This window comes from Saccharothrix hoggarensis (assembly GCF_042678885.1).
GTDB lineage: Bacteria > Actinomycetota > Actinomycetes > Mycobacteriales > Pseudonocardiaceae > Actinosynnema > Actinosynnema hoggarensis.
Map to the genome: position 1 here is coordinate 1 of NZ_JBHTLK010000004.1, position 19,467 is coordinate 19,467.

The 19,467-nt window shown below is 71.2% G+C and carries 20 protein-coding genes; 8 read left to right on the forward strand and 12 right to left on the reverse strand.

Annotation, left to right across the window (positions count from 1 at the left end; translation table 11 throughout):
* The 7 genes from ACFQ3T_RS01415 to ACFQ3T_RS01445 form a co-directional block, all read right to left on the reverse strand.
* Nucleotides 1–960: PPE domain-containing protein (locus ACFQ3T_RS01415; RefSeq protein WP_380718837.1), on the reverse strand; the 960-nt coding region annotated here is incomplete at its 3' end.
* Between the two features lie 11 nt (nucleotides 961–971).
* Complete coding sequence (locus ACFQ3T_RS01420) at nucleotides 972–1,553, reverse strand: DUF3558 domain-containing protein (RefSeq protein WP_380718839.1); 582 nt, start codon at nucleotides 1,551–1,553, stop codon at nucleotides 972–974.
* Nucleotides 1,554–1,569: 16 nt separating this feature from the next.
* Entirely contained in the window at nucleotides 1,570–2,022 is a 453-nt protein-coding gene (locus ACFQ3T_RS01425; RefSeq protein ID WP_380718841.1) for a hypothetical protein, read from the reverse strand.
* Nucleotides 2,023–2,207: 185 nt separating this feature from the next.
* Nucleotides 2,208–3,464: a phosphoribosylamine--glycine ligase gene (gene purD / locus ACFQ3T_RS01430; RefSeq protein WP_380718842.1), complete on the reverse strand. Its 1,257-nt coding sequence runs from the start codon at nucleotides 3,462–3,464 to the stop codon at nucleotides 2,208–2,210.
* A 28-nt stretch (nucleotides 3,465–3,492) separates the two neighbouring features.
* On the reverse strand, nucleotides 3,493–4,488 hold the full coding sequence (locus tag ACFQ3T_RS01435; protein WP_380718843.1) for a TAXI family TRAP transporter solute-binding subunit: 996 nt from the start codon (nucleotides 4,486–4,488) through the stop codon (nucleotides 3,493–3,495).
* Nucleotides 4,481–6,466 carry a TRAP transporter permease gene (locus ACFQ3T_RS01440; protein ID WP_380718845.1) on the reverse strand — a complete coding sequence of 662 codons (1,986 nt, stop codon included), beginning with the start codon at nucleotides 6,464–6,466 and terminating at the stop codon, nucleotides 4,481–4,483. Before ACFQ3T_RS01440 ends, ACFQ3T_RS01435 begins: the two co-directional genes overlap by 8 nt.
* A gap of 102 nt (nucleotides 6,467–6,568) precedes the next feature.
* Nucleotides 6,569–6,829 carry a UBP-type zinc finger domain-containing protein gene (locus ACFQ3T_RS01445; RefSeq protein ID WP_380718847.1) on the reverse strand — a complete coding sequence of 87 codons (261 nt, stop codon included), beginning with the start codon at nucleotides 6,827–6,829 and terminating at the stop codon, nucleotides 6,569–6,571.
* A 28-nt stretch (nucleotides 6,830–6,857) separates the two neighbouring features.
* On the opposite strand from ACFQ3T_RS01445, the gene ACFQ3T_RS01450 reads away from it, so the two are divergent.
* Together ACFQ3T_RS01450 and ACFQ3T_RS01455 are read left to right on the forward strand one after the other, a co-directional pair.
* Nucleotides 6,858–8,414 (forward strand): Na+/H+ antiporter, encoded by a 1,557-nt coding sequence (locus ACFQ3T_RS01450; RefSeq protein WP_380718849.1) that lies wholly within the window; start codon nucleotides 6,858–6,860, stop codon nucleotides 8,412–8,414.
* A 126-nt stretch (nucleotides 8,415–8,540) separates the two neighbouring features.
* Complete coding sequence (locus ACFQ3T_RS01455) at nucleotides 8,541–9,641, forward strand: glycerophosphodiester phosphodiesterase (protein WP_380719024.1); 1,101 nt, start codon at nucleotides 8,541–8,543, stop codon at nucleotides 9,639–9,641.
* Between the two features lie 338 nt (nucleotides 9,642–9,979).
* Here ACFQ3T_RS01455 and ACFQ3T_RS01460 read toward each other — a convergent pair whose 3' ends face one another.
* Nucleotides 9,980–11,269: an adenylosuccinate synthase gene (locus tag ACFQ3T_RS01460; RefSeq protein WP_380718851.1), complete on the reverse strand. Its 1,290-nt coding sequence runs from the start codon at nucleotides 11,267–11,269 to the stop codon at nucleotides 9,980–9,982.
* A gap of 88 nt (nucleotides 11,270–11,357) precedes the next feature.
* On the opposite strand from ACFQ3T_RS01460, the gene ACFQ3T_RS01465 reads away from it, so the two are divergent.
* The 3 genes from ACFQ3T_RS01465 to ACFQ3T_RS01475 all read left to right on the forward strand — a co-directional run bounded on the left by ACFQ3T_RS01465 (nucleotide 11,358) and on the right by ACFQ3T_RS01475 (nucleotide 13,059).
* On the forward strand, nucleotides 11,358–12,032 hold the full coding sequence (locus ACFQ3T_RS01465) for a hypothetical protein (RefSeq protein ID WP_380718853.1): 675 nt from the start codon (nucleotides 11,358–11,360) through the stop codon (nucleotides 12,030–12,032).
* A gap of 112 nt (nucleotides 12,033–12,144) precedes the next feature.
* Nucleotides 12,145–12,804: an HNH endonuclease family protein gene (locus tag ACFQ3T_RS01470; RefSeq protein WP_380718855.1), complete on the forward strand. Its 660-nt coding sequence runs from the start codon at nucleotides 12,145–12,147 to the stop codon at nucleotides 12,802–12,804.
* A gap of 6 nt (nucleotides 12,805–12,810) precedes the next feature.
* Complete coding sequence (locus tag ACFQ3T_RS01475; protein ID WP_380718857.1) at nucleotides 12,811–13,059, forward strand: hypothetical protein; 249 nt, start codon at nucleotides 12,811–12,813, stop codon at nucleotides 13,057–13,059.
* A 25-nt stretch (nucleotides 13,060–13,084) separates the two neighbouring features.
* On the opposite strand, the gene ACFQ3T_RS01480 is transcribed toward ACFQ3T_RS01475, so the two are convergent.
* Together ACFQ3T_RS01480 and ACFQ3T_RS01485 are read right to left on the reverse strand one after the other, a co-directional pair.
* Nucleotides 13,085–14,170 carry an FUSC family protein gene (locus ACFQ3T_RS01480; RefSeq protein ID WP_380718859.1) on the reverse strand — a complete coding sequence of 362 codons (1,086 nt, stop codon included), beginning with the start codon at nucleotides 14,168–14,170 and terminating at the stop codon, nucleotides 13,085–13,087.
* A 4-nt stretch (nucleotides 14,171–14,174) separates the two neighbouring features.
* On the reverse strand, nucleotides 14,175–14,582 hold the full coding sequence (locus tag ACFQ3T_RS01485) for a DUF3151 domain-containing protein (protein WP_380718861.1): 408 nt from the start codon (nucleotides 14,580–14,582) through the stop codon (nucleotides 14,175–14,177).
* Nucleotides 14,583–14,871: 289 nt separating this feature from the next.
* Here ACFQ3T_RS01485 and ACFQ3T_RS01490 point away from each other — a divergent pair, with 289 nt between their 5' ends.
* Complete coding sequence (locus ACFQ3T_RS01490; protein ID WP_380718864.1) at nucleotides 14,872–15,990, forward strand: hypothetical protein; 1,119 nt, start codon at nucleotides 14,872–14,874, stop codon at nucleotides 15,988–15,990.
* A 97-nt stretch (nucleotides 15,991–16,087) separates the two neighbouring features.
* On the opposite strand, the gene fbaA is transcribed toward ACFQ3T_RS01490, so the two are convergent.
* On the reverse strand, nucleotides 16,088–17,122 hold the full coding sequence (gene fbaA, locus ACFQ3T_RS01495; RefSeq protein WP_380718866.1) for a class II fructose-bisphosphate aldolase: 1,035 nt from the start codon (nucleotides 17,120–17,122) through the stop codon (nucleotides 16,088–16,090).
* Between the two features lie 92 nt (nucleotides 17,123–17,214).
* On the opposite strand from fbaA, the gene ACFQ3T_RS01500 reads away from it, so the two are divergent.
* The gene (locus ACFQ3T_RS01500; RefSeq protein WP_380718868.1) at nucleotides 17,215–17,502 is read left to right on the forward strand and encodes a DUF427 domain-containing protein; all 288 of its coding nucleotides are present in this window, start codon (nucleotides 17,215–17,217) and stop codon (nucleotides 17,500–17,502) included.
* A 39-nt stretch (nucleotides 17,503–17,541) separates the two neighbouring features.
* Here the strand turns inward: ACFQ3T_RS01500 and ACFQ3T_RS01505 are convergent, their stop codons facing one another.
* A complete protein-coding gene (locus ACFQ3T_RS01505) occupies nucleotides 17,542–18,381 on the reverse strand; it encodes an LLM class F420-dependent oxidoreductase (RefSeq protein ID WP_380718870.1) in 840 nt (279 codons plus the stop codon).
* A 109-nt stretch (nucleotides 18,382–18,490) separates the two neighbouring features.
* Between ACFQ3T_RS01505 and ACFQ3T_RS01510 the strand changes: the two genes are divergently transcribed.
* A complete protein-coding gene (locus ACFQ3T_RS01510) occupies nucleotides 18,491–19,423 on the forward strand; it encodes an aldo/keto reductase (protein ID WP_380718872.1) in 933 nt (310 codons plus the stop codon).
* Nucleotides 19,424–19,467 lie beyond the last annotated feature (44 nt).

Here is a 19,467-nt window from a genome sequence, read left to right on the forward strand (position 1 = left end):
GCCGGGCGTGCCCGTGGACGGGCCGTTGCGCACCACCCGCGCGCCGCGGGCCTGCGTCGCCGCGAGCCCCAACCCCAGCCCGGCGGTCAACCCGAGGCCGAGCCCGAGCCCGAGGTTCGACGGACCGCTCTTGCCGAGCGCGACCGGCGGCAGCACCGGGCTGCCGGGCGGGGTGTTCGGCATGAGGCCCGTCGTCGAGCCGCCGGGGAGGTGTCCGGGGAGGTGTCCGGGGAGGTGTCCGGGGAGGTGTCCGGGGAGGTGCGGGGGCAGGCGCACCGAGCCGCCGCCGGGCAGCTGGCCCGAGCCGCCGGGGAAGCCGGGCGTCCCGCCGGGGATCGTCGGCGGCACGCCACCACCGGGCGGCACCACCGGCGCGACGGGCGTGCTCACGCTGGACGCCGTCGTCACCTCGAACTGCGGCGGCTTCGTCATGCCCTGGTACTGGTTGAGCGCGTCGCGGCTCGCCTCGGTGTACTGGTCGAGCCCGCGGATCGTCTGCTCGCGCGCGGCCTGCGTCTGCTTGACCTCTTTGGCGTGATCCGTCTCGTACCCGAACCAGCCGCCGACGTCGTCGACGAGGTTCGTGTCCGTGTCACCGCGCAACTGCTGCGGATCGGGCATCCCGTTCCGCGTCTGGCTGTGGTTGGCGCCCTGCACGGCGGTCGCCTGTGAGTTCTGCCTGGCCGCCTCATCGGCTTCCGACGCGTAGTCGGCCATGACCGTGGTCTTCTCGTTGGCCCGCTCGCCGGCGGCGCCCTGCCAGTCGATGCCGAGCTTCTTCAGCTCGGTGCGCAGGGTTTCGTCCACTTCGGCGAGGCTGGCGGACAACTGGCGGAGCGCGTGCGAGGCGTCGCTGAACTTTTGCGCGGCGTCACCCGCCTGGAACTGCTGGACGAGGGTGGCCAGCGCCTGGTTGTCGTAACCCTCGAACCGGAAGTCGGTGATCTCTCGGTAACCCATTGGCTTCCCCCTCACACCAGAGTCGGCAAGGTGACGAGCGCCAGCTCAGCCGCCTTCTTCGCGTTCTGACACATCTCGTCCTGCGTGAACTCGTCACCGAGCGGGTTGAAGTCCACGACGAGCTGCTGCCCGTCCGCGACGTCGACCGCGATGGAGCACATGACGTTGTCCGTGCCGCTGAGCACCAACTGGGCAGCCGGATAACCGCTCACCTCGGTGCGGTTGACGTCGACGTTCCCGTTGCCCTGCCAGTGCTCGATGCCCCCATTGGTCACAAGACCGACGCCATACCCGAACACCGGAGCAGACCTCGTGTGGTAGTCACAGAGCGGATACTTGCCGATGCCGCTCAGGTTGCCCTCGTCCGCCTGGGCTTTCACGACGGACAGCTGCTTCATCTGGTCGGCCGTCAACACCTTGCACGGATCCACCCCGTCGAGCTTGATCTCCTTCGGACGGGATGAGCGGCTGGTCGTCGGGGTCGAGGAGCTGTCGGACGTCGATTCGCCGGTGGTGGTGCCCCCTGGGCGTGGGTCGCCCGGTTCCTGCTGGGTACAGCCGACCAGGAAGAGACCCGCCGCGACGGCGAGCACAACACCACGTCGAACCCTATTTCGCACCGGACGCCCCAAAAGCCGCCGTGACCTCGTCCTCGGTGAACCCGTACTGACGCGCGACCTCGCGCAGCTGACCCGCAAGGTTGAGCAAGCTCTTGACGTACTGCTCGACCCGGCCGGCGTAGGTGTTCTCGTCGCCTGCCAAACGGGAGTTCCACGCTGCGGCGATGCTCTGGTTGACGGGGTCTGAACCGGGGGGCAGGTCCACCATCAGGTCGCGCTCGCTCTCGCGGAGAGTGGCCGCGAGCACCAGTGCCTGATCGTTGATGATCTTGCCGGCCTGGAGGACCGTTTCCTTGGTGACCTCGAACTGCTGGCCGGTGCCAGGGCCGGAGGCCACCGTGTCGTTCAGCCGCTTCTCCGCTGCGAACATGTCGCCGACCGCCTTGCCGATGGTCCCCCCCACGGCGGCGACGGCTCCCAGGAGGCCGTTCTCCTCTGCCATGACGCCCTACCCCCGTACGGTCGGTGACGAGTCGATCCCGGTCCGAGGCTACCAACGACCACGTGAGCCGGGTCTGAGGTTGGACGAAGAAGCCCCCGCCGCGGTTCCCGTGGGCTTCACGGGACCGCGGCGGGGGCTTTTCGGACGAAGTCCGACCGGCCGTCGGGTGTCGAGCCGGGTGACGGTCAGGGGACGTCGATCTCGCCGTTCGCCGCATGCAGGGCGATGTCGGTGCGGTGGTGGGAGCCGGTCAGGTGGACGGCCTCGACGCGGCGGTAGGCGTCGGTGCGGGCGTCGGCCAGGGTCGCGCCCGTGCCGACCACGGACAGGACCCGGCCGCCGGTGGAGACGACGGCGCCGTCCTCGCGCCGGCGGGTGCCCGCGTGGAGGACGCCGTCCGCTTCCGCGCCGGTGATGACGTCGCCGGTGCGCGGGCGGCCGGGGTAGCCCTCGGCGGCGATCACGACGGTGACGGCGTAGCCGTCGGCCCAGTCGAGGGGCGGCGCGGAGGCGAGGGCGCCGGTGGCGGCGGCGTGGAAGAGGCCCGCCAGGGGGGTGCGGAGGAGCGCCAGGACGGCCTGGGTCTCCGGGTCGCCGAACCGGCAGTTGAACTCGATGACCTGCGGGCCGGTGGAGGTGAGGGCCAGGCCCGCGTAGAGCAGGCCGGTGAACGGGGTGTCGCGGCGGGCCAGTTCGTCGACGACCGGCTGGACGCAGGTCGCCACGATCGTGTCCACCAGGTCGGGTGATGCCCAGGGGAGCGGGGAGTACGCGCCCATGCCGCCGGTGTTCGGGCCCGAGTCGCCGTCGCCGACGCGCTTGAAGTCCTGCGCGGGCAGCAGCGGCACCACGGACGAGCCGTCCACCAGGCAGAACAGCGACACCTCGGGACCGTCGAGGAACGACTCCAGCAGCACCGGGTGGCCGTGGTCGAGCAGGGTCATGGCGTGCGCGCGGGCGGCGGCGCGGTCGGACGTGACGACCACGCCCTTCCCGGCGGCCAGGCCGTCGTCCTTCACGACCCACCGCGGGCCGAAGCGGTTCAGCGCCGAGTCGAGCCGGGCCGGGTTGTCGACGACCTCCGACACGGCGGTCGGCACGCCCGCGGCGGCCATGACGTCCTTCGCGAACGCCTTGGAGCCCTCGATGCGGGCCGCCGCGGCGGACGGGCCGAAGCAGGGGATGCCGATGGCGCGCACGGCGTCCGCCGCACCCGCCACCAGGGGCTGCTCCGGCCCGACCACGACGAGGTCGGCGTTCCACTCCTTGGCCAGCGCCGCGACGGCCGCGCCGTCGGTGACGTCGACCCCGTAGGTCTCGGCGACGCCCGCGATGCCCGCGTTGCCCGGCGCACAGGCCAACGCGATCACCGAAGGGTCCCGCGACAAAGCGAGGACAAGGGCATGTTCACGGGCGCCAGACCCGATGACCAGGACACGCACGGTGGGGAAGCCTAGATGACCCCGCCGGTCAGCCGCCCAGTGCGTCCAGCGAGCCGGGGTGCAGCGGCACCGGGTCGGTCATCCCGGCCTTCTCCTCGCGGATGTCCTTGGCCGCCGGGTGCACCGCCTCCAGGTCCGCCTTCTTGGCGTAGATGAGCTTGGTGATGGCGCACGCGTTGGCCTCCGGGAAGTCCGAGCGCACGAGCAGCACGTTCGGCACGGCCACGGTCGCCACGCCCTCCGCCTGCCCGTAGGTGGCGGCCGGGATGGTGCCCCGGTCGTACACCGGGTTGATCTTCTTCAGGGCGTCGAGCTGCGGCGTGATGTCGATGAACTTGACCTTGTCCTTCAACGACGTGGTGATGTCGGTGATCTGCGCGGTGGGCAGGCCGCCGGACCAGACGAGGCCGTCGATGCTGCCGTCCTTCATCCCGTCGGCGGTCTTGGCCAGGTCGAGCCGCTGCGCCTGCACGTCGGTCTCGGGGTTGAGCCCGGCGGCGGTGAGCAGCCGTTGCGCGATGACCTCGGTGCCGGACTTGGGCGACCCGGTGGAGATCCGCTTGCCGCGCATGTCGGCGACCGAGTTGATGCCGGAGTCGGTGCGCACGAGCACCTGCGTGTAGTTCGGGTACAGCCTGGTCAGCGCCTGCACCTGCTGCGGCTTGCCGTCGAACGCGCCCTTGCCCGCGACCGCGTCCGCCGCCGTGTCGGCCAGCGAGAACGCCAAGTCGTAGTCGCCCGCCACGAGCTGCTGGATGTTCTGCACGGACGCGCCGGTCTCGGCGGCCGTGGCCTTCAGCTTGGTGTTGTCGCTGATCAGCTTGGCGAGCCCGCCGCCGACGACGTAGTAGACGCCCCCGGAGTTGCCGGTGGCGATGGTGAGCCGGCCGTCGGCCGCCTCGCAGGCGGGTGCGCCGGCGTTGTCGCTCCCGGTGTCGGTGGGGGTGCGCTTGCCGCCGCACCCGGCGGCGACGAGGCCGACCGAGAGCACGCCGACGGCGACCTTGAACGCCCAGCTACGCATGCTGTTCCTTTCCCGAGGTGGTCATACGGCGGAGGACGACGTGCACCGCGACCGCGGCCAGGAGGAACCCCAGGCCGACGGCGACGGTCACGGGTTGCAGGTAGAGCAGGGCCACGGCGGCGGGTGCGCAGAGCGCGCGCTCCGGCCACCGCGCGAGACCGAACAGCCACCCGCCGGTGAGCACGGCCAACGCGGCCACGCCCAGCGCGGAGGCGGCGAACACCCACAGCGCGTCGACGAACGACGTCCGCAGCAGCAGCCCGGCGCCGTTGTCGGTCAGCACGAACGCCATCGGCACGAGGAACGCGGGCAGCGTGTACTTCCACGTCCGCCACATCGTCTTCATCACGTCGCCGCCGGTGATGGCGGCGGCGGCCACGGCGGCGAGCGCGGTCGGCGGCGTCACCTCGGACAGCACCGCGTAGTAGAAGATGAACATGGCGGCTTCCTCGGGCGCCACGCCCAGCTGCACCAGCGCGGGCCCGATGACGACCCACGAGATGATGAACGACGCGGTCACCGGCACGGCCAGGCCGAGCAGGCTCACCGCGACCGCCGCGAGCACCACCGTGACGAACAGGACCACGGTCGGGTTGGACGAGACCGCGGCGGCGAGGTCCACCAGCCCCGACGCCAGCACCTGGCCCAGCCCGGTCCTGGTGATCGTGGACGTGATCACGCCCGCCGCCGCGCACACCGCGACCACCGGCAGCGCCGACCGCACGCCCGACGACAGCGAGTCCGCCATCGCCCGCAGCCACTCCCGCACGTCGCCGCGCTTGGCGATCAGCGCGAACACCGCCGCGACACCGGTCGCGTAGACGACGGCGGAGAACACCGGGATGTCCAGCGCCAGGAACACGACGATCACGGCGAGGGACAGGAAGTGGTACCCGCCGCGCTTGAGCAGCGCCCACGGGCTCGGCGAGTCGATGTCCACGGGCTTGGCGCCGAACTTGCGGGCGTCGATCTCCACGGCCAGCGCGATGCCCAGGTAGTAGAGGAGCGTCGGCAGGATCGCCCAGATCAGCACTTGGAGGTAGGACGTCTCCAGGAACTCGGCGATGATGAACGCCGCCGCGCCGAGCGTCGGCGGGGACAGGATCGCGCCGATGCCGGACGCGGCGAGCAGCCCGCCCGCGTTCTCCTTGGGGTACCCGGCCTTCTTCAGCATCGGCCACGTCACCGCGCCCAGCGAGACGGTGGTCGCGGTGCCGGAGCCGGACACGGTGCCGAGCAGGAACCCGGCGGTGGCGGCGGTGCGACCGGGCGCGGTCCGGGACTTGCGGAACGCGGCGAAGCTGATGTCCACGAAGAACGTGCCCGCGCCGGACGCGTTCAGCACCGACCCGTAGATCGTGAACAGCACGATGTACGTGGCGGCGACGTCCAGCGGCGTGCCGTAGAACCCGGTGGCGGCGTTGTAGAAGCCGCTGATGATCTGGCTGAAGTCCACGCCCGCGTGGGAGATGTCCCAGGACGGCGGCAGGAAACCCCCGTAGTAGGCGAACGCGATGAACGCGACGCACACGATCGGCAGCACCCAGCCGGTGGTCCGCCGGCACGCCTCCAGGATCAGCACCAGCAGCACCGACCCGGCGACCACGTCCACCGGGGTCAGCTGGCCCTGCCGGTCGAGGAACGCGTCGAACCCGCCGAACAGCGGGTACGAGCCGGCAACGAACGCGAGGGCGGCCGCCACCCAGTCGATGACGCCGGGGTCGTCGCCCTCGCCACGCCGGCCGCGCGGCCGGTAGCAGAGGAAGACCAGCGGCAGCGTGACCGCCAGGAAGATCACCAGGTAGTACTGGCTGCCCTTGCCGAACGGCCAGAACACCTGCTTGAGCACGAGCAGCGCGATGGCGAGGCCCGCCACCCACACGCCCAGCTCCCACCGCCGGGACAAGGCGCGCGACGGGCGCTCCTCGTCGTACTCGGCGATCAGTTCATCGACTTCGACCTGCGGCTTGGTCGGCACGCGCACTCCTTCGTGTCGCGCTGGATCGAGCGCAACCGAAGCTACTTGTGCCACAGGTCACAGCCATAGCCCCACCGTCTAAAGGGACTGTAAAGACGCCCGTCACACGATCCGGGAGTCGACGTAGCACCAGCGCCAGTCCTCGCCCGGCTCGAACGACCGCACCACGGGGTGCTCGGACGCGCCGAAGTGCGCCGTCGCGTGCCGGCGCGGGCTGGAGTCGCAGCACGCGACGTGGCCGCAGGTGAGGCAGATCCGGAGGTGGGCCCAGTTGCGCTCGCCGGCGGCGAGGCAGTCCGCGCAGCCCTCGGCGTTGTCCGGGGCCACCGCGGCCGGCAGGTCCGCTACGTGAGGACAGGTCATACCCGTCATCATCACGCAAGATTGCGCCATGCACGGACCCGGACTGCTCCTGCTGCTCGTCGGCGCGCTGCTCGTGACGGCGGCGGCCAAGCGCCTCAACTGGTCGGCCCCGCTGGTGCTGGTGGGCGTCGGCCTGGCGGTGTCGTTCATCCCCGGCCTGCCCGAGTTCGCGCTGGAGCCGGAGCTGATCCTGGTCCTGGTGCTGCCGCCCCTGCTGTACTCGGCCGCGCTGGACAGCTCGTACCACAACTTCCGCGCCAACCTGCGGCCCATCGGACTGCTCGCGGTGGGCCTGGTGCTGGCCACGACGATCGCCGTCGGCTGGGTCGCGCACCTCGTCCTGCCGGAGCTGTCCCTGCCGGCGGCCCTGGTGCTCGGGGCGGTGGTGGCGCCGCCGGACGCGGTGGCGGCCGTCGCGATCGGACGGCGGCTCAACCTGCCGCGCCGGACGATGACGCTGCTGACCGGCGAGAGCCTGATCAACGACGCGACCGCGCTGACCGCCTACAAGGTCGCCGTGGCCGCGGCGGCGGGCGCGACCGCGACCTGGCTCGACGGCACGCGGACGTTCGTGATCAGCGCGGGTGGCGGCGTGCTGGTGGGGCTGGCCATCGGGTGGGCGGTGCGCTGGATTCGGGAGCGGCTGGACGACGGGGTGCTGGAGAGCGCGCTCGGCCTGCTGGTGCCGTTCGGCGCGTACATCTTCGCCGAGGAGCTGCACGCCTCCGGTGTGCTCGCGGTCGTCGTCGCCGGGCTCTACATCGGCCACAACGCCCCGCGCAGCTCGTACTACACGCGCCTGCAGGACACGGCGGTGTGGCGTTCGGTGGACGTGGTGCTGGAGTCGTTCGTGTTCGCGTTGATCGGCTTGCAGCTGAACAGCGTGGTGCGGGACGTGGACATCACGGCCGGGCTGGCGTGGGCGGCGGCGGCCGTGCTGGCGGCGACGATCCTGGTGCGGTTCGTGTGGATGTACCCGGCGGCGTACCTGCCCCGGCTGCTGTCGAGGCGCGTCCGGGAGCGCGAGCGGGCGCCGGGGTGGCGTGGCGTGACCGTGCTGTCGTGGGCGGGGATGCGGGGTGTGGTGTCGCTGGCCGCGGCGAGCGCGCTGCCGCTGGACCTGCCCGGCCGGGACGTGATCGTGTTCTGCGCGTTCGTCGTCACCGTCGGCACGCTCCTGCTGCAGGGGCTCTCGCTGCCGTACCTGATCCGCAAGCTCGGCGTCCGCGGCGACGAGGAGCGGACCGACGCGCTGGCCGAGGCGCAGGTGCAGCACGCGGCGGCGCGGGCGGCCGTGGCCAGGCTGGACGAGGTCGTCGGCGACGGCGGTGGGGACACGCCCGAGCACATCGTGGAACGGCTGCGGATCATGGCCGAGCACCGGGGCAACGCGGCGTGGGAGCGGCTGGGCCGGCAGGAGGACGAGAGCCCCGCCGCGACGTACCGGAGGTTGCGGCGGACCATGCTCGCGGCCGAGCGCCAGGTGTTCGTGCGGGCGCGTGACGAGGGGCAGATCGACGACGAGGTGTTGATCCGGGTGCTGCGGGAACTCGACCTGGAGGAAGCGGCCATATCCAGGGAGTGACGAAGGACCGAACACCCACTACGCGTTCACCGTGACGTGGTCTTCGCTTCGCCCTACGGTGTCCAGGACGTCGCGGTGCGCGACGAGGCTGCCGCGCGTCAGGAATCTCTGAGGAGGTCGGCGATGATGCGGACGAAGATCGTCGGAGCGGCGCTCGCGGCGCTCGCGGTGGCCGGGGCGGTGGTGCTGCCATCGGGGTCGGCGAGCGGTGAACCCGAGGTGGCGTCGTCCCGCAAGGGCCCGCTGGTGATCGGCCACCGCGGCGCGTCGGGCTACCGGCCCGAGCACACGCTGGCGGCGTACGAGCTGGCGGCGCGCATGGGCGCCGACTACATCGAGCCCGACCTGGTCGTCACCAAGGACGGCAAGCTGGTCGCGCGGCACGAGAACGAGATCGGCGGCACCACGGACGTGGCCGCGCACCCGGAGTTCGCCGGGCGCCGGGCCACGAAGGTCATCGACGGCACGCCGATCACCGGCTGGTTCACCGAGGACTTCACGCTCGCCGAGCTGAAGACCCTGCGGGCCAAGGAGCGCATCCCCGAGGTGCGGCCGCGCAACACGCTGTACGACGGCCGGTTCGAGGTGCCGACGCTGGAGGAGGTCGTCGACCTGTCCCGCCGGCTGTCCCGCGAGCTCGGCCGCGAGATCGGCCTCTACCCCGAGACCAAGCACCCCACGTACTTCCAGGACATCGGCCTCCCGCTGGAGCCGCGCCTGGTCGACGTGCTCACCCGCTCGGGCCTGAACCGGCCCAACGCCAAGGTGTACGTGCAGTCGTTCGAGGTGGCGAACCTCAAGCAGCTCAAGGCGCACCTGCGCGTGCCGCTGGTGCAGCTGATCAACGGGTCGGGCGCGCCGTACGACTTCGTCAAGGCGGGCGACAAGCGCACCTACAGCGACCTGGTGACGCCCGAGGGGCTGCGCGAGATCCGCACCTACGCGTCCGGCATCGGCGCGGCGAAGGACCGGATCATCCCGCGGGACGCGGCGGGCTTCCTGCGCCAGCCGACGACGCTGGTGCGTGACGCGCACGCGCGCGGCCTGATCGTGCACGCGTGGACGTTCCGCAACGAGAACGCGTTCCTGCCGGCGGACTTCCGCACGTCGACCGACCCGGCCGCGTACGGCAACGCGTTCGGCGAGTACGCGAAGTTCTACGCCACCGGGCTGGACGGCGTGTTCGCCGACAACCCGGACACCGCCGTGGAAGCCCGCAACGGCTGACCGACGACCACCGGGGGACGCCCGCCAAGGCGTCCCCCGGTGGTGTCAGGCGAGCAGGCCCCGCCGGGCCAGGCGGAACGCCACCAGGAACTCGAAGCGGGAGCCCACGGGCAATTCGCGTCGTCCCGCGGCGGGCGTGTGCCGGACACCGATTCCCAGCGCGTGACCACGGCCGCCAAGGAAATCGACACGGGTTTCTCGCGGCGGGCGGAAGACATCGGACGCGCTGATCAGCGGGTCCGAGTTTTGGCCGTGGCGGGGAAGTCAACGACTCCCGAATAACGAAAGAACCCCCGGTGCCGATTGCGTCGGCACCGGGGGTTCTTCGCGCGGGGTGGTCAGCCCAGCATGTCGTGGCGCACGATGGTCTGGTCGCGGCCGGGGCCGACGCCGATCGCGGACATCCGGGCGCCGGAGATCTGCTCCAGGTGCTCGACGTACGCGCGCGCGTTCGCGGGCAGCTCCTCGAACGTGCGGCAGTGGCTGATGTCCTCGAACCAGCCCGGCAGCTCCTCGTACACCGGCACGGCGTGGTGCACGTCGGTCTGCGTCATCGGCATCTCGTCGACCCGCTCGCCGTCGATCGTGTAACCGACGCAGACCGGCACCTTCTCCAGCCCGGACAGCACGTCCAGCTTGGTGAGGAAGTAGTCGGTGATGCCGTTCACCCGCGCCGCGTACCGGGCGATCACGGCGTCGAACCAGCCGGTGCGCCGCGAACGCCCGGTCGTCACGCCGAACTCGCCGCCGGTCTTGCGCAGGTGCTCGCCCATGTCGTCGTTCAGCTCGGTCGGGAACGGGCCCGAGCCGACGCGCGTCGTGTACGCCTTCAGGATGCCGATCACCGTGGTGATCTTCGTCGGGCCGATGCCGGAACCGGCGCTCGCGCCGCCCGAGGTCGGGTTGGACGACGTCACGAACGGGTAGGTGCCGTGGTCCACGTCGAGCAGCGTGCCCTGCGAGCCCTCCAGCAGCACGGTCTCGCCGCGGTCCAGCGCCTCGTTGAGCAGCAGGCGGGTGTCGGCGATGCGGGAGGTGAACTTCGTGCCGTGCTCCAGCACGCTGTCCACGACCTGCTCCGGGTCGAGCGCCTTGCGGTTGTAGACCTTGACCAGCACCTGGTTCTTGAAGTCCAGCGCCGCTTCGACCTTCTGCCGGAGGATCTTCTCGTCCAGCAGGTCCTGGGCGCGCACGCCGACGCGGGCGATCTTGTCCTGGTAGCACGGGCCGATGCCGCGGCCGGTGGTGCCGATCTTGGCCTTGCCCAGGTAGCGCTCGGTGACCTTATCGATCGCCACGTGGTACGGCATGATCAGGTGCGCGTCGGCGGAGATGATCAGCCGGCTCGTGTCGACGCCCTGCTCGTCGAGGCCCGCCAGCTCCTCGAGCAGCACGCCGGGGTCGACCACGACGCCGTTGCCGATGACGCTGGTCACGCCGGGCGTGAGGATTCCGGAGGGGATCAGGTGCAGGGCGAACTTCTGCCCGTCGGGCAGCACCACGGTGTGCCCGGCGTTGTTGCCGCCCTGGTAGCGGACGACCCACTGCACCCGGTCACCGAGCAGGTCGGTTGCCTTGCCCTTGCCCTCATCGCCCCACTGGGCACCGATCAGCACGACGGCCGGCATGTGAAACTCCAAGCGGTTGGACGGGTAAGAGCCGAATGCCTGCGACGGCCGAGCCGTCAATGGACGGCTGTTGAGGGTAGACCAGGAGATGAAGGTGCGCGGAATCGTGCTGGCCTGCGGAAACGCGCAGTCGCCAATGATCACGGACGGTGACCGTTTCGCGGTACGCCAAGTGGCCGCACGGCCCGGAAAGGCCGAGGTAGACCCGGTTGTCGCCGAATTGGGTGATAAACGTCTCGTCGTCCACGGGACGGACGCCGACCTGAACGCGGTGGTGCTGCGGCTGCTGCGCACCGAACGGCTGGCGGACGTCCCGGTGGGGTTCGTGCCCGCCGACCCGCGGTCCGAGGTGGCCCGGTTGTGGGGTCTGCCCACCGATCCCGGCCGCGCCCTCGACCTCGCCCTGTCGGGTGACGCGGACCGCGTCCCGCTCATCCGGGACGACGTGGGCGGCGTGCTGGTGGGGCTCGGCTCGCTCGGCCCGGTGCGCGGCGTCGGCTACGGCGACGACACGGTGGTGCTGCGCGGCCAGGCGACCCGGCTGGAGGTCACCCCGGACCCGGAGAGCGGGCTCGGCCTCCTGGTCCACGTGATCAACAAGAGGTTGTTCACCCGCAAGGTCACCACGACGTCGGCACGCGCCTTCCAACTCGGCTGCCTGCCCGTCCAGGTGAACTCGGACGGCATCGCGCACCCGCGCCCGATGGGCAAGTGGACCTGGTACCGCCACACGGAGGAGTTGCGCCTGGTCCGCGGGCTCTAGTGACTGAGGAATTTCCTCCTTCGCCATTCAGGTGTCACTCGAAGGCGTTGTAACGGAAGGAGAATTGACCCAAGGTTAATTCCGACAGCTTCCAACTAGGAAGGTCGGAATTATGTCAATGGTCAACAAAGCCGCGCGATTCTCCCGATTCCTGCGACTTCCGGCTCTTTCCCTGCTCCTGGCTGGTCTGCTGGCTGTCGGCCTGGTCACCCCTGCCCAGGCCACGCCGCCGAACATCCCGAGCACCACCACCGCCCTCTCCGAGCTGGCCGCGCTCCGGGTCGCCTCCGAGGGCTCCATGACGGGGTACTCGCGGGACAAGTTCCCGCACTGGATCACGATCTCGGGCGCCTGCAACACCCGGGAGACGGTCCTGAAGCGCGACGGGTCCAACGTGGTCACCGACTCCGCCTGCGCCGCCACGTCGGGCCGCTGGTACAGCCCGTACGACGGCGCGACGTGGAGCCTCGCGTCCGATGTGGACATCGACCACGTCGTGCCGCTGGCCGAGGCGTGGCGCTCCGGCGCGTCGTCGTGGACCACGGCCCGCCGCCAGTCGTTCGCCAACGACCTGGGCAACCCTCAGCTCATCGCCGTGACGGACAACGTGAACCAGGCCAAGGGCGACCAGGACCCCGCGCTGTGGAAGCCGCCGCTGACCACGTACTGGTGCACCTACGCCAAGATGTGGGTCCGCTCCAAGCACAACTGGGGTTTGACGGTGAACTCGGCGGAGAAGTCTGCACTGCAGAGCATGCTCGGGAGGTGCTGACGACCGATGGCTGACCGCTCGTCCCCGTTCGTGCCCGGACCCGGCGGCGTCATGACCGACGAGGTCGGCGTGATCACCGGGCCCCTGGAGCTGCGCACCACGCTGGCCGACGGCGAGCTGCGCGCGACGGTGCGCTACGAGGGCGCGGACGAGTGGTACGCCATCACCGGCGCGTCCTGCCGGCTGGCGGACCCGCGCGACCACGACGCCGTGCACGACGTCCTGCTCGGCGTCCTGAACCGACCGGAGGGTTAGCGGAGCCGTTGCCGCCCCGCGCGCGTCAGTCGGCGCGCGTCAGGGGCGCCCACGACTCCCTCGCCTCCACCCGCGACAAACCGGTGGCCTGCAACAGGTCCACGGCCACCGACCGGACCTGGGCCAGCACCACCCTGGTCGAGAAGCCCTCGCCGCCCATCCGCCGCCACGTGGCGGGCGCCGCCGCGTCCCGGATCGCCGCGCGCGCCAGCTTCGGCTCGTCGCCGCGCTGCAGCTCGGCCCGCAGCACGTCCACCGCGTCCGCGTACCGCCGCAGCACGTCGGGCAGCACGTCCGGCATCCGCTCGCCGTCCCGCAGCGCGGCCAGCGCCCGCCGCGCCAGCACCCTCGTGTTGCGCAGCGCGTAGTCCACGGGCGTGGCGGCCGTCCCGTACCGGCCCAGCTCGTGCCGCCTGCGCCACCGGATCGGCGCGATGGTGGCGATCTCGCCGCCGGTCTTCAACGCCGCCGCGAACTCGTCCACCGCCTCCTGGCTGCCGCGCAACCGCGCCAGCACCCCGGCGGCCTGCACGGCGTCCTCCTCGGACACCGCCTTCGCCATCCCGCGCAGCGCCTCGGTCAGCTCGCCGAACACGACCTTCGCCTGCCGGTGCGCCACGGTCAGCGGGTTCGCCGGCAGCAACGCCGTCACGGCCAGCCCCACCACCCCGCCGACCAGCGCGTCGACCATCCGGTCGAGGCCGCCGCCGGCGCTGGGCGGCAGCAGCGTCGCGACCAGCACCGCCGACGAGCCGGACTGCAGCGCGATGACCGCGCCGCCGTCCAGCAGCACGGCCGCCGACATCGCCAGGGCCACCACCAGCGCGATCTGCCACGGCCCGGAGCCGATCAGCGAGATCAGCACGTCCCCGACGCCGACGCCCACGGAGACGCCGACGACGAGTTCCACGACGCGCCGCAGCCGCTGCCCCAGCGAGACGCCGAGGCAGACGACGGCGGCGATCGGCGCGAAGAACGGGTGCGCGTGCCCGACGACCTCGGTGGCGACGAACCAGGACAGCCCGGCGGCGAGCGCGGCCTGCGCGATGGGCAGGGCCGTGCTCTGCCACCGCCTCAGCCTGCGCGCCACCTCGTCGCGCACGGCCCCCACGGGGTCAGCTCAGGCCGAGGGCGGCGGGGGCCGCCGGGTCGCTGTCGGCGAGGAACTTCTTGCAGCGCTCGTACTCCTCGGCCTCGCCGATCTCGTCGGCGGCACGGGCCAGGGCGGCGAGGGCCCGCAGGAAGCCCTGGTTGGCGCGGTGCGACCACGGCACGGGGCCGTGGCCCTTCCAGCCGGACCGGCGCAGCTGGTCGAGGCCGCGGTGGTAGCCGGTGCGGGCGAACGCGTAGCCGGCGACCGGGTCGCCGGTCTGCAACGCCCGCTCGGCGAGCAGCGCCCACGCCTCGCTGAAGTCGGGGTACGCGCGGACGATCTTGGCCGGGTCGGTGCCCGCCTCGGCGGCGGCCTGCGCCTCCGGGCGGTCGGGCAGCAACGTGGGTTCGGGACCGAGCAGGTTCTCCATGCGATCAGCTTAGGAAGACCCGCACCACCGCAGCGACCAGTGCCAGCACCAGCGCGGAGGCGATGATGCCCGCCACGACCTTCTTGCCCATGAAAGCGCTCCTCGGGTTCTCAGCGAACTCTCAGACCCGCACCCTTCCGGGTACGACCGAGCGGAGCAACGCCCCTCACCCGTTCGCATGAACGCACCCCGGAAGGAGCTGGTCGTCGACGTCCCTTAGGGGTCGTTCAGGGAAATACCAGGGCGGGCGGCCCTTCCAGGGAATCCTGTCGAGACGCATCATGGGCGGGTGAACACGGGGGTATCCAAGCGCGTCGCACGTTTCCGCGACCAGTACTGGGAGCGGGGCGAGCCGGGGCGCGAGACGCCACCGGCTCTCGTCAGCGCGGTCTACCGGCTCTGGTTGGCCGGTCTGCTGCTCAAGCTGATCGGCTCGTCGTGGGACGTGGCCTGGCACTTCAAGTGGCTGCGCGACGAGCTCGCGCCACCGCACCTGATCAACACCGTGGGCACGGTGATCGTGGTCGGGCTGACCCTGTTCCACACCTACACCGGCTACGGCGTGGACAAGCACGCGCTGTGGTTCATGCAGGCGGGCACCGGGATCTTCCTCATCGCCCTGCCGATCGACCTGATCAACCACCGGATCAACGGCCTCGACATCACGTCGTGGAGCGGGTCGCACGCCCTGCTGTACCTGGGCACCGCGATCATGCTCGTGGGCGCGATCCGCGGCTGGATCACGCTGTACCCGCACGGCCGGTGGCGGTGGTTCGGCCTGGCCGCGCTGTGGTTCTTCTTCCTGGAGAACGTCTGGTTCCCGAACCAGCACCAGGAGTACGGCGTGCTGGAGATCGCCTCGTGGGACCGCGGCGACCCGTACGCCGAGCCGATCCTGCTGCAGTTCGCCGCCGACCAGATCGGCCGCCCGGTCGACCGCGAGTCGATCGTCCAGTTCTCGCTGCCGATCCCCGACTGGGTCTACCCGGTGTGGGGGCTCGTCCCGGCGGCCCTCGTGCTCGTCGTCGCCCGCCGCACGCTCGGCGCCCGGTGGTCCGCGACGGCGGTGGCCGGCGGGTACGTCGCCTACCGCTGCCTGATCTGGCCGCTGCTCGCGGGCGCCGACTTCCCGCTGTCGACCGTGCCGCTGTTCCTGCTGCTCATCGGCCTCGCCGTGGACGCCGCGCACCTCGGCGACCTGCCCGTGCCGGTGGTCGCCGTGCTCGGCTCGGCCGCCGTGACCGGGCTCGGCTACGGCGGGATCTGGGCGCAGCAGGCCGTGGACGCCGCACCGCCGATCAGCTACCCGTCCGCGGCGGCGACGTTCGTGGTGCTGGCCGTGCTGTGGGTCGCCGCGGACCGCGCCAAGGTGGGGCAGAGCCCCGGACGACCGCTGGTCACCGCCTGACCCCGCGTGCCGCGCGCACGCCGACCACGCACGCCGACCACGGGGAACGGCCCCCTCCGGAGAACCCGGAGGGGGCCGTTCACGTCGTGCGGGGGACTCAGCCGGCGATCATGCGGCCGGAGGACTTCAGGTGCTCGCACGCCTGGGCGATGCGGGCGGCCATGCCCTGCTCGGCGGCCTTCAGGTACGACCGCGGGTCGTAGGCCTTCTTGTTGCCGACCTCGCCGTCGATCTTCAGCACGCCGTCGTAGTTCGTGAACATGTGGCCGACGATCGGACGGGTGAACGCGTACTGCGTGTCCGTGTCGATGTTCATCTTGATGACGCCGTACGACACGGCCTCGTGGATCTCCTCCAGCAGCGAGCCGGAGCCGCCGTGGAAGACCAGGTCGAACGGCTTGGAGCCGGCCGGGAGGCCCAGCTTCTCGGCCACCACGTCCTGACCCTGCTTCAGGATCTCCGGGCGCAGCTTCACGTTGCCCGGCTTGTACACGCCGTGCACGTTGCCGAACGTCGCCGCGACCAGGTAGCGGCCCTTCTCACCGGAACCGAGGGCGTCCACCGTCTTCAGGTAGTCCTCGGGGGAGGTGTACAGCTTCTCGTTGATCTCGTGGGCGACGCCGTCCTCTTCGCCGCCGACGACGCCGACCTCGATCTCCAGGATGATCCTGGCCTTCGCGGTGAGGTCGAGGAGCTCCGAGGCGATCTTCAGGTTCTCGTCCAGCGGCACGGCCGAGCCGTCCCACATGTGCGACTGGAACAGCGGGTTGAGCCCGCGGTCCACCCGCTCCTGGCTGATCGCGACGAGCGGTCGGACGTAGCCGTCCAGCTTGTCCTTGGGGCAGTGGTCGGTGTGCAGCGCGATGTTCACCGGGTACTTCTCGGCGACCACGTGCGCGAACTCCGCCAGCGCAACCGCGCCGGTCACCATGTCCTTGACCTTCGTGCCGGAGGCGAACTCGGCTCCGCCGGTCGAGACCTGGATGATCCCGTCGCTCTCGGCTTCCGCGAATCCACGCAGGGCCGCGTTGAGGGTCTCGGACGAGGTGACGTTGATCGCGGGGTAGGCGAATTCGTTCGCCTTCGCGCGGTCGAGCATCTCGGCGTAGACCTCGGGGGTTGCGATGGGCATCGGTGGTCCTCCTCGGGTGCCCGGAACGCGGTGTCGGCAGCATCCTACGGGCAGGGCCGGCGAGAGAAGTTGATCACCGGCATAGTGGACGCATGGCGATCGCACGATGGAACGGCGAGATCATCGCCGAGAGTGACAAAACCGAGATGGTGGAGGGGAACCACTACTTCCCCCTGGAGTCGGTGCACGCCCAGTACCTGAGGCCGTCGGAGACGGTCTCGATCTGCCCCTGGAAGGGCACCGCCAACTACTACACGCTGCACGTGGAGGGGCAGGACAACCCCGACGCCGCCTGGTACTACGCCGAGCCCAAGCCGGAGGCGGCCAACATCAAGGGCCACGTCGCGTTCTGGCGCGGCGTCGAGGTCTCCGACAGCTGACGGCGGACCGGCCGGCCCCACGACCGGCCGGCCCACGAGCTAGCCGAGGACCGGCTCGTCGATGACCGCGGCCGCCAGGTCGCGCAGTCCCCGCAGCTCATCGGTGGCGCCGACCACCTGGATGGCCACGTGGTCGGCGCCCGCTTCGTGGTGCTCGCGCAACCTGCGCGCGACCGTCTCGACCGAACCCCACGCGACCAGCGCGTCCACCAGCCGGTCGCTGCCGCCGCCGGCCAGGTCGTCCTCGGTGAACCCGTGCCGCAGCCAGTTCCTCGTGTAGTTCGGCAGTCCCAGGTAGAACGACAGCGCCTCCCGTCCCAGCTCACGGGCCCGCGACGGGTCCTCCTCCAGCACCACGTGCTGTTCCGGGGCGAGCAGCACGCCCGCGCCGACGGTCTCGCGGGCGTGGGCGGTGTACTCCGGCGTCACCAGGTAGGGGTGGGCGACGCTGGTGCGCGCGGCCGCCAGCCGGAGCACGCGGGGGCCGAGGGCGGCGAGGGCGAGGCGGTCGCGCGGCACGTCCAGCTCGTCCAGGTAGTGGACGAGCTTCTGGTAAGGGCTGTGATACACCTCACCCACCAGCTCGCGGTGCCCGGCGCCGATGCCGACGAGGAACCGGTCGGTCCAGGCCAACGCCCGGTAGCCGTCGTTGACCTCGGCCGCCGGCGTCGTCCAGACGTTGAGGATGCCCGTCGCCACGGTGATCTCGTCGGTGGCGTCGAGGAGCGCGGAGACCGTGGTCAGGACACTGCCGTCGGGTGACGCGCCCAGCCAGACGGTGCCGTAGCCCAGCTCCTCCAGCTCGGCCGCGGCCTCCTCGCGCCCGGCCCACCGCGACACGAGGCCCCACACGCCGTACCTGCCCAACTCGACCGTCATTTCGTCTCCCCACGAACTAGGCGCTGTCGGGACCAACCACCCCGGCCCACCATTTAGTCCTGACTCGCCGGTTCCCCGCTCGCCGACGTCGTCCGGTTGGGTCTGCGCCATGACGAAACTCGGAACCAGCGACCTCGGGGTGTCGCGCCTGTGCCTGGGTGGCAACGTCTTCGGCTGGACCGCCGACGAGGAGACGTCGTTCGCCGTGCTCGACGCGTACGTCGCGGCCGGCGGCGACTTCGTGGACACCGCGGACGCGTACTCGGCGTGGGCCGAGGGCCACACCGGCGGCGAGTCGGAGACGATCATCGGCCGGTGGCTGAGGTCGCGGGGCAACCGCGACCGGGTCGTGGTCGCGACCAAGGTCGGCATGCTCGCCGGGCTCGACGACCTCAAGGCCGCCACGATCGAGCGAGCCGCCGAGGACTCGCTGCGCCGGCTCGGCGTCGACCACATCGACCTGTACTACGCGCACAAGGACGACCCCGGCACGCCGCAGGAGGAGACGCTGGCGGCGTTCGACCGGCTGGTCCGGGCGGGCAAGGTCCGGCACATCGCCGCGTCGAACTACACCGCGGACCGGCTCACGTCCGCGCTCGCCGTGTCCGAGCGCGAGGGGTTCGCCGGGTTCGTCGCGCTCCAGCAGGCCTACAACCTGGTCGACCGGTCGTACGAGGGCGAGCTGTCGCGTGCCGTCGCGGACCACGGGCTGTCCTCCGCGCCGTACTGGGGCCTGGCGAAGGGCTTCCTGACCGGCAAGTACCGGCCGGGCGTCACGGTGGAGAGCGCCCGGGCCGCCGCCGCGTCGCGGTACCTCGACGAGCGCGGCCTGCGCGTGCTGACGGCGTTGGACGAGGTCGCCGTGGGCCGCGGCACGACCCCGGCGGCGGTCGCCCTGGCGTGGCTCGCGGACCAGCCGACGGTGGCCGCGCCCATCGCGTCGGCCCGCACGGTGGACCAGCTCGCGGAGCTGCTGCCCGCGCTGGAGCTGCGGCTCGCCGCGGACGAGATCGCCGCCCTGAGCACGGCGAGCGAAGTTTAACTCCCCAGTAGCTTACTGGCGGTAAGTTGCGTTACGGTGGCCTC